Origin of the sequence: Roseateles sp. (assembly GCF_046300915.1) — a bacterium.
Taxonomy (GTDB): domain Bacteria; phylum Pseudomonadota; class Gammaproteobacteria; order Burkholderiales; family Burkholderiaceae_C; genus Kinneretia.
In genome coordinates, this window is sequence record NZ_JBKCLH010000009.1 from 24,038 (window position 1) to 32,773 (window position 8,736).

6 protein-coding genes are annotated in these 8,736 nt (G+C 69.7%); 4 read left to right on the forward strand and 2 right to left on the reverse strand.

Features of this window, described 5'->3' with window-relative positions; genetic code table 11:
• Position 1 precedes the first annotated feature (1 nt).
• Positions 2-2,767: a DNA polymerase I gene (gene polA / locus ACK5F2_RS00535; RefSeq protein WP_409862022.1), complete on the forward strand. Its 2,766-nt coding sequence runs from the start codon at positions 2-4 to the stop codon at positions 2,765-2,767.
• 89 nt (positions 2,768-2,856) lie between these two features.
• On the opposite strand, the gene gbpA is transcribed toward polA, so the two are convergent.
• On the reverse strand, positions 2,857-4,323 hold the full coding sequence (gene gbpA / locus ACK5F2_RS00540) for an N-acetylglucosamine-binding protein GbpA (protein WP_409862023.1): 1,467 nt from the start codon (positions 4,321-4,323) through the stop codon (positions 2,857-2,859).
• A gap of 248 nt (positions 4,324-4,571) precedes the next feature.
• On the opposite strand from gbpA, the gene ACK5F2_RS00545 reads away from it, so the two are divergent.
• The 3 genes from ACK5F2_RS00545 to ACK5F2_RS00555 are packed head-to-tail and all read left to right on the forward strand — an operon-like array spanning position 4,572 to position 7,666.
• On the forward strand, positions 4,572-5,471 hold the full coding sequence (locus ACK5F2_RS00545) for an alpha/beta fold hydrolase (RefSeq protein WP_409862025.1): 900 nt from the start codon (positions 4,572-4,574) through the stop codon (positions 5,469-5,471).
• A 60-nt stretch (positions 5,472-5,531) separates the two neighbouring features.
• Positions 5,532-6,203 (forward strand): response regulator, encoded by a 672-nt coding sequence (locus tag ACK5F2_RS00550; RefSeq protein ID WP_409862026.1) that lies wholly within the window; start codon positions 5,532-5,534, stop codon positions 6,201-6,203.
• On the forward strand, positions 6,200-7,666 hold the full coding sequence (locus ACK5F2_RS00555) for an ATP-binding protein (protein ID WP_409862028.1): 1,467 nt from the start codon (positions 6,200-6,202) through the stop codon (positions 7,664-7,666). The genes ACK5F2_RS00550 and ACK5F2_RS00555 overlap by 4 nt, the downstream gene beginning before the upstream one ends.
• Here ACK5F2_RS00555 and ACK5F2_RS00560 read toward each other — a convergent pair.
• Positions 7,638-8,736, reverse strand: a 1,099-nt coding sequence (locus ACK5F2_RS00560; protein ID WP_409862030.1) for an alpha/beta fold hydrolase, incomplete at its 5' end; no start/stop codon positions are given. The two genes, ACK5F2_RS00555 and ACK5F2_RS00560, sit on opposite strands and share 29 nt — an antisense overlap.

Genomic DNA, 8,736 nt, shown 5'->3' on the forward strand with positions numbered 1-8,736 from the left:
CATGAGCAAACCGATTCTGCTGCTGGTCGACGGCTCCAGCTTCCTGTACCGCGCCTACCATGCCCTGCCCGATCTGCGCGGCCCCGAGGGCCAGCCCACCGGGGCGGTGCATGGCATCGTGGCCATGATGAAGAAGCTGCGCGAGGACATCGGCGCCGAGCATGCCGCCTGCGTCTTCGACGCCAAGGGCCCGACCTTCCGCGATGAGTGGTACCCCGAATACAAGGCCCAGCGCGCACCCATGCCCGAGGATCTGCGCGCCCAGATCGAGCCCATCCACGAGGTGGTGCGCCTGCTGGGCTGGCCGGTGCTGGAAGTGCCCGGCATCGAGGCCGACGACGCCATTGGCACCCTGGCCCGCCTGGGCGCGGCCAGCGGCCACCAGGTGGTGGTGGCCACCGGCGACAAGGACCTGGCCCAGCTGGTCACGCCCGATGTGAGCCTGATCAACACCATGGCCAAGCCACCCGAGCGCCTGGACGAGGCCGGCGTGCTGGAGAAGTTCGGCGTGCCGCCGGACCGCATCATCGACTACCTGACCCTGATGGGTGACACCGTGGACAATGTGCCCGGCGTCGAGAAGGTGGGCCCCAAGACCGCGGCCAAGTGGATTGCCGAGCATGGCTCGCTGGACGGCGTGATCGCCAATGCCGACAAGATCAAGGGCGTGGCCGGCGAGAACCTGCGCAAGGCCTTGGACTGGCTGCCCATGGGCCGCAAGCTGGTGACCGTGCGCTGCGATTGCGATCTGGACGGTCATGTGCCCGGCTGGCCGGCCCTGGAAGCCCTGGCGCTCAAGCCGGTGGACGAGAGCGGCCTGGCCGGCTTCTATGGCCGCTACGGCTTCAAGACCTGGCTCAAGGAGCTGAGCGGCGAGCTGCCCGCGCCCAAGGCCAGGACGGCCGCGCCCGCGGCGGCCGCCGACGCCTCTGCGGCGCCGACCCCGCCCGCCGCCGCGCTGGAGCGTCACTACGAGACCCTGCTGAGCTGGGAACAGCTGGAGGCCTGGCTGGCGCGCCTCGAGACCGCGCCGCTGACCGCGCTCGACACCGAGACGGATTCGCTGGACGGCATGCAGGCCCGCATCGTGGGCATCTCCTTTGCCGTGGAGCCGGGCAAGGCCGCCTACATCCCGCTGCGCCACGAGGGCCCGGACGCGCCCGAGCAGCTGCCGCTGGATGCCGTGCTGGCCCGACTCAAGCCCTGGCTGGAAGATGCCAGCAAGAAGAAGCTGGGTCAGAACATCAAGTACGACAGCCATGTGTTCATGAACCATGGCATCGCCGTGGCCGGCTATGCGCATGACACCATGCTGCAGAGCTATGTGCTGGAGGCGCACAAGACCCACGGCCTCGCGGCCCTGGCCGAGCGCCATCTGGGCCGCAGCGGCATCAACTACGAAGACCTCTGCGGCAAGGGCGCCCACCAGATTCCCTTTGCCCAGGTGGATGTGGCGCGCGCCACCGAGTACTCGGGCGAGGACTCCGAGATGTGCGTGCAGCTCAGCGAGCTGCTGCTGCCCCAGATCCAGGCCGAGGCCGGGCTGAACTTCGTCTACGAGCAGATCGAGCTGCCCACCTCGGCGGCCCTGGCGCGGGTGGAGCGCACCGGGGTGCTGATCGATGCCAGCCGCCTGCAGGCCCAGAGCCACGAGCTGGCCCAGCGCCTGCTGGCGCTGGAGCAGCAAGCCTACGAGATTGCCGGCCAGCCCTTCAATATGGGCAGCCCCAAGCAGATCGGCGAGATCCTGTTCAACAAGCTGGGCCTGCCCGTGGTGAAGAAGACCGCCACCGGCGCCCCCTCCACCGACGAGGAGGTGCTGGACAAGCTGGCCCAGGACTACCCGCTGCCGGCCAAGATCCTGGAATACCGCGGCCTGGCCAAGCTCAAGAGCACCTATACCGACAAGCTGCCCCTGATGATCAACCCGGCCACCGGCCGCGTGCACACCACCTATGCCCAGGCGGTGACGGTGACGGGGCGCCTCTCCAGCAACGAGCCCAATCTGCAGAACATTCCCATCCGCACCGCGGAAGGGCGCAAGGTGCGCGAGGCCTTCATCGCGCCGCCGGGGCATTGCATCGTCAGCGCCGACTACTCCCAGATCGAGCTGCGCATCATGGCCCATATCAGCGAGGACCCGGGCCTGCTGCGCGCCTTCCAGGAGGGGCAGGACGTGCACCGCGCCACCGCCAGCGAGGTCTTCGGCGTGCCGCTGGCCGAGGTCACGAGCGAGCAGCGCCGCTATGCCAAGACCATCAACTTCGGCCTGATCTACGGCATGGGCGCCTTCGGCCTGGCCCAGAGTCTGGGCATCGAGCAGAAGGCGGCCAAGGACTATATCGACCGCTACTTCACCCGCTTTGCCGGCGTGAAGCGCTATATGGACGAGACCAAGTCCCGCGCCGCCGAGCTGGGCTATGTGGAAACCCTGTTCGGCCGCCGCATCTACCTGCCCGAGATCAAGGGCGGCAACGGCCCGCGCCGCGCCGGTGCGGAGCGCCAGTCCATCAACGCGCCCATGCAGGGCACGGCGGCCGACCTGATCAAGCTGGCCATGGTGGCGGTGCAGAACGAGCTCGATGCCCGCGGCCTGGCCACGCGCATCATCATGCAGGTGCACGACGAGCTGGTCTTCGAAGTGCCCGCGGCCGAGCTGGACTGGGTCAAGGCCGAGGTGCCGCGCCTGATGGCCGGCGTGGCCCAGCTCAAGGTGCCCCTGCTGGCCGAGGTGGGCGTGGGCGCCAACTGGGACGAGGCGCACTGAGACGCGAGATGCGAAAAGGGGCGCCCTGAGGCGCCCCTGGGTCCAGCATGTCACGGTCCGCGCTGCAGCGCCGCCGTGACTGAGAGCGCTCAGCGCGCGATCCAGGCTTCCTGCCAGTGCGTGCCCACGCCGGGCTCGAACTGGGTGGCGGACGGCGACCACTGCACGCAGTAGCCGGAATTCGGCCAGGCGCGGCATTCATAGACGCGGCCGTTCTTGGGCTGCAGCACACGGGTGCCGGCCTTGTACTCGCGCAGGCCCTCGGGGAAGCGGTACTGGGCCGTGGCCGGCGGCGTGGTGCTGCTGCCGCCGCTGATCATCAGATCAAAGGTCTTCTGCACCAGGGCGCCACTGCCCTTGACCACGCCGCGCAGCACCAGTTGGTGATGGCCGGCCTGGGGCTGTTGCAGGGGCAGCAGCACGGTCTGGCCGGTGTTGGCCAGGCTCAGGCTCACCGTGCCCTTGGTGCGGCCACCATGGTCCAGCACCGTGGCCGTGACGTCGAGCTCGCCCACGGCGGTGAGGCCAAAGCTCAGGCTCAGCTGACCGTTGACGATGCTGGGGCTGGGGTTCAGGCCGTTCACCAGCAGATCGGCCGCCGGGGCCGGCGCCTTCTCGATCTGAACTTCCACGCGCTCAATGCCGCTGGCGGCCTGGGCAAAGACCTCGTTGCGGCCCGGGGCCGGGGCGATGCGGCCATCGGCCGCGCGCACGCCGGCCTGCAGCAGGCGCGACTGCTCGGCATTGATGCGCTGGGCCAGCAGATAGGGCCAGCTCTCGCGCTGACCGTCGGCCGCCCGGGCAATGCTCAGCCGGGTCTGCAGCTCGCGGCGCTCGCCGCGCGCGTCAAACACCCGCGTCATCACCTGGTCGCCCACGGCCAGATCGGTGGAGGGGTGGAGCACGCCGCGCGGCTCCCAGCCGGGGGCGGGCGTGGGGTTGCCGCCGCCGCTGCCCTCGAACATCACATCGGCCACGTTGTAGAAGCTCATGGGCGTGTCGCCCACTTCCCAGATGGCCAGGATCAGCTGGTAGCCCTTGCGCGCCGGCACCTGGCAGACATGGCTGAGCTGCTTGGGCGGTTGGCGCATGCCGCCGTCATGGCTGCAGAAGGGCTGGGGCTCGAAGGCCGAGCGGCTCAGGCGCTGGTTGGGGTTCCAGTCGGCGCGGGTGATGTAGTAGCGGAAGTTGCGGGTGACATGGTTGGCCGTGAAGGTCCAGCTGAAGGTCTGGGCCCCGGCGCTCATGGGGCGCTTGCTCCAGCGCACGGCGCTCTGCTCATCCAGGGCACCGAACTGCACCAGTCCTGCGCTGGCGATCTGGCCATCGGCCGGGCCGCGCTCGGGGTAGCCGGTGAAGCCTTCCAGGCTCTGAGGCTCCCATTGCACGGCGCCGCACTGGCTGTTGGCGCCGCTGCGGCACAGCAGACCGCGGGCCTCGGGCTGGCTGAGATAGCCGTGCGCCAGGGCGCTCAGGGCCAGGCCTTGCCCGAGCAGGCCCAGGCCGAGCAGGCGCAGCCAGCGTGAGGATGAAGAGGGTGTGGATCGGTGCGACATGGCTTGCTTCGTCCTTATGAGAGTGGCGGCAGATGGCCGCGGGCCGGGTTGGGCCGGTTCATGACGTCGCGGATTCTCTGGATATTGGTAGTGTTTTGGTATTGATTGTGCAAAGACTTACCACTGCAACCAGGGGCTTACCAAGCGCAGTATTCGCCGCTTCCATTCAGGCATTGCTCATCTTGTGATTTGAGAATCCACCTATCGATGCTGTTTTGGTCTCTGATTGGTATTTCTACGAGGTGGATATGAGTTCAGACGTGAAACTCGGGGAATGGGGCTGCAAGCCCGGACCGCGCAAGCTGCTCGCCTTGCTGTTCTCCAGCCTGCTGCTGGGCTGTGCCAGCCTGCCACGTCCCGAGCCGGTGGTGCTGCCCACACCGCAAGGGCCGCAGCAGCTGGCCCGGCTGCAACTCGGGCAGGGGCCCGGTCCCACGGTGGTGATGCAGTCCGGTCTGGGCGACTCGCATGAGGTCTGGGCGGATCTGGTGCCGCTGCTGACGCCCCGGCATCCGGTGTTCCTCTATGACCGCCCGGGTTATGGCGCAAGCCCCCGGCTTGCCGGCTCGCGTGATCCCTGCACGGTGGCGCGTGAGCTGCATGCGCTGCTGCGGCAGTCGGGGGCGCGGCCGCCCTATCTCCTGCTGGGGCACTCCCTGGGCGGTCTGTATCAGCATGCGTTTGCGCGCCTGTACCCGCAGGAGGTGGCCGGGCTCATCTTGCTGGAGCCCACCCACCCCGAGCATTGGGCCAGCATGCAGCGGGAGACGCCGGGCATGGTGGCGACCGTGCGTACCCTGCGCAGCCTGGTCTTCAGCGAGGCCATGCGCCAAGAATTTGATGCCCAGGCCGACTGTCTGGCCGAGCTGCCACCCCTGGTCAGTCCGCCGCCGCCGGCCCTGCTGATGGCGCGCACGGACTGGCCCTTGATCGAGCAGGGAGCTTTTGCCGCCATGGTCACCCGGCTGTGGGAAGACTGGCGGCGGCTGGCCGCGGTGCAGCGCGTCGAGCGTCTGCCCGGTGACGAGCACTATCTGCAGCGTCGCCACCCACAGGCCGTGGCCGCTGCTGTGGACCGCCTCGTGGCCGCCCATTGCCCGCGCCCGCAGGGCGAGCCGGGGCAGCGGCGCTGCGCTCCGGGGCGTTGAGCGCGGCCTCATTGTCCGGCCTTCACAAGCTCTTCAGATGGGCTTGCTCCAATCCAGCGCATGAAGCTGCTCCTGGTGGAAGACGATCTGGACCTGGGCGACGGGGTGCGTCTGGCCTTTGAGGCCGAGGGCCATGCCGTGACCTGGGTCAGGCGCCTAGCGGATGCACAGGCGCGCTGGCTGCAGCAGCCTGCCGATCTGGTGGTGCTGGATCTGGGCCTGCCCGATGGCGATGGCCATGCCTGGCTGGCCTGGATGCGGCGCCAGGAGCGGCAGGCGCCGGTGCTGATCCTGAGTGCGCGTGATGCCCTCTCGGAGCGCCTGCGCGGCCTGGACGGCGGGGCCGATGACTTTCTGCTCAAACCCTTTGCGCTCAGTGAGCTGCTCTCGCGCGTGCGCGCCCTGGCGCGGCGCAGCTACGGCCTGGAGCAGGGGCAGCTGCAGCTGCGCGGCCTGTGCCTGCAGGAGGCTGCCCGCCGTGTGACGCTGGACGGGCTGGCACTGGAACTCTCGCCCAGCGAGTTCAAGCTCCTGTCGGCCCTGCTCAAGCGCGCCGACCGGGTGCTGACCCGGCGCCATCTGGAGGACCAGGTGCTGGAGGGCAGCGCGGCCGAGAGCAATGTGCTGGATGTGCACATCTCCAGCCTGCGGCGCAAGATCGGTGAGGGCTATATCCGCACCATCCGGGGCGTGGGCTATGTGATTGATCGCCAGCCACCGGCGGCCCTATGAAGCCGGCGCCGTGGTGGCGCGGTGCCGCGGCCCTGTGGCAGCGGCTGCGCGAGCCCTCCTTGGTGCGTGGTCTGCTGCTGGCCCAGGCCGCCCTGGTCACGCTGCTGTGGCTCGGCCTAGTGGCCTGGCTTTTGGCCGATGAGATCTCGCAGAGTGAGATGGAAAAGTCCATCCCGGCCATGCAGGCCGTGGTGATGTCGGCCCAGGCCCTGGCCGATCAGCCCGAGGCCCTGGCCCGGGTGCTGGAGCAGGTGGATCGCTGGAACCGCAGCGGCAGCGAGGGCGCACAGGACGAGGATCTGCTGCCCAATGGCATGGTGATGTGGCGCGGCCCGCAGCGCCTGTTTGCCAGTGCCGGCCTGGCCGAGGCCTTGCTGGGCCCGCACCCGCCGGGTCTGCACACCCTGGAGCAAGCCGGTGGCAGCTGGCTGGTGCTGACCGTGCAGGGCCAGGGCGCTGCAGCGGGCGAGCAGACCAGCCTGAGCTTTGTCTACCCGCGCTCGGTGATGGCCCTGATGGTGTCCCTGGAGGGCAGGGGCCTCTTGGTGCTGCCTCTGCTGGTGAGCCTGCCCTTGCTGCTGCTGCCGGCCTGGCTGTCGGTGCGCTGGGCGCTGCGGCCCTGGCGTCGGCTCAGCGATGAGGTGGCGCGGCGTGGCGCCCAGGACCTGGAGCCCTTTGTGGCGCCTTCCAGAGCCCAGGAACTGCGCCCCCTGGTCAGCGCGCTCAACCGGCTGCTGGCCCAGCTGCGCGAGGCCCGGGCGCGTGAGCGCCGCTTTGTGGCCGACGCCGCGCACGAGCTGCGCACCCCGCTCACGGCCCTGAACGTGTACGCCGAGTCCCTGCGCGAGCTGAGCGCCGAGCCCCAGAGTCAGGCCCTGCTGGCCGGCATGCTGCGCAGCAGCGAGCGGGCGGTGCGTCTGGTGAACCAGCTGCTGGCCCTGATGCGCAGCGAGGCCGAGGCACAGGGGGCCTTGCAACGTCTGGACCTGGCCCGGCTGGTCCCCGAGGTGCTGGCCGAGCTGGCGCCGCTGGCCCGCCGGCGCCAGGTGGTGCTGGATTGCGAGGCGCCCGAGTCCCCGCTGTGGCTGATGGCGCGCCCCGAGGGCCTGCATGCGCTGTTTGCCAATCTGGTGGAGAACGCGATCAAGTACGGCCCTCAGGCCGGCACGGTCAGGCTGCGCCTGTGGCGCGAGCCCGGGTGCTTGCGCGCCACGGTCGCGGATCAGGGGCCTGGCATTGCGCCCGAGTGGCGCCAGGCCGTGCTCGGTCGCTTTTCACGGTTGCCAGGCCAGACCCAGCCTGGCAGCGGACTGGGCCTGGCGATTGCCGACAGCGTGATACAGGCTCAAGGGGGCAGCCTGCAGCTGGACGATGCTCCCGGCGGAGGCCTGCTGGTGCGGCTGAACTGGCCCGACAGTGCCACGCCGGCAGCGCTCAGCGATGGTGCTGGCGCAGCACGCTGAGAAGGGTGTCGAGCTGCGACTCCACCACGCCGCTGTGCGTGGCCCCGGGCACTTCCAGGTACTGCAGCGCGGTGCCCAGGGCTTGCATGCGGGCCGCCTGGACGCGCGCGGCCTTGACGGGGGTCTGCTCGTCCTCGCTGCCTTGCAGATAGAGCACCGGCCCTGGCAGGCGCTGGCGGCCCGGCAGATTGCGCGCCACGGTGACGCGCAGCGCGGGCTGCTCGAAGGCGTCGGGCTTGACGGAGCGGAACTCGCTGAGCCGTCCGCCCGCCTGCACATGCTGGACCAAGGCCGTCTGCAGGGCTTGCTCGAAGGCGCCGCAGTCGCTGTCGCGCAGCGCCAGCTCGGCCAGGGGCACAAAGCTCTCATGCAGCATCAGGCTGGGTTTGAGCCCAGGATCCTGGGCCTGCAGCCCATGGGCCAGCATGGTGCCGTTGAAGGCCAGGCTGTAGGCGGTCTCGACCAGGACCTCGGTCACGCTCGCATCCCCGGCCAGCAAGCGGGCCTCCAGGTCTCGCACGCGCTCCACGAGTTCGGCCAGGGTGGCGGGCAGATCCGCGGCCGGGGCCAGGGCCAGAGTGATGCGCAGGGGATAGCGGGCGGCGATGCTCGGCGCATGTTCCGCGGCGGCCAGGGCAGCGAAGCCGCCCTGGGAGTGGCCCATCACCGCCCAGGCCCGGCTCAGGCTCAGCGACTTGAGCTCATGGGCCGCCTCGACCGCGGCGATGATGGCGCGGCCCTGGCTGTCCAGGCTGAGATAGGGGTGAGCGCCCGGCGCGTCCAGGCCTTCGTAGTCCGGCGCCAGCACCGCATAGCCGGCCTTGAGCAAGGCCTCCACCATGCTGCGCTCGGGCGATTCCTGGAAGCGCCGGCTGGGCGCGCAGTCATCGGCCACCCCGACGGTGCCATGGGCCCAGACCAGCAGGGGCCAGCCGCCCGCGGGGGCCTGACCTTTGGGCAGGAAGAGCAGGCTGTTGGCCTCGGTCTCGCCGCCGCGCAGGGCCGGCATGCGGTAGCGCAGCAGCTGGGCGCTGGCCAGGGTGTCCAGGCTGGGCGCCTTGTCATAACTT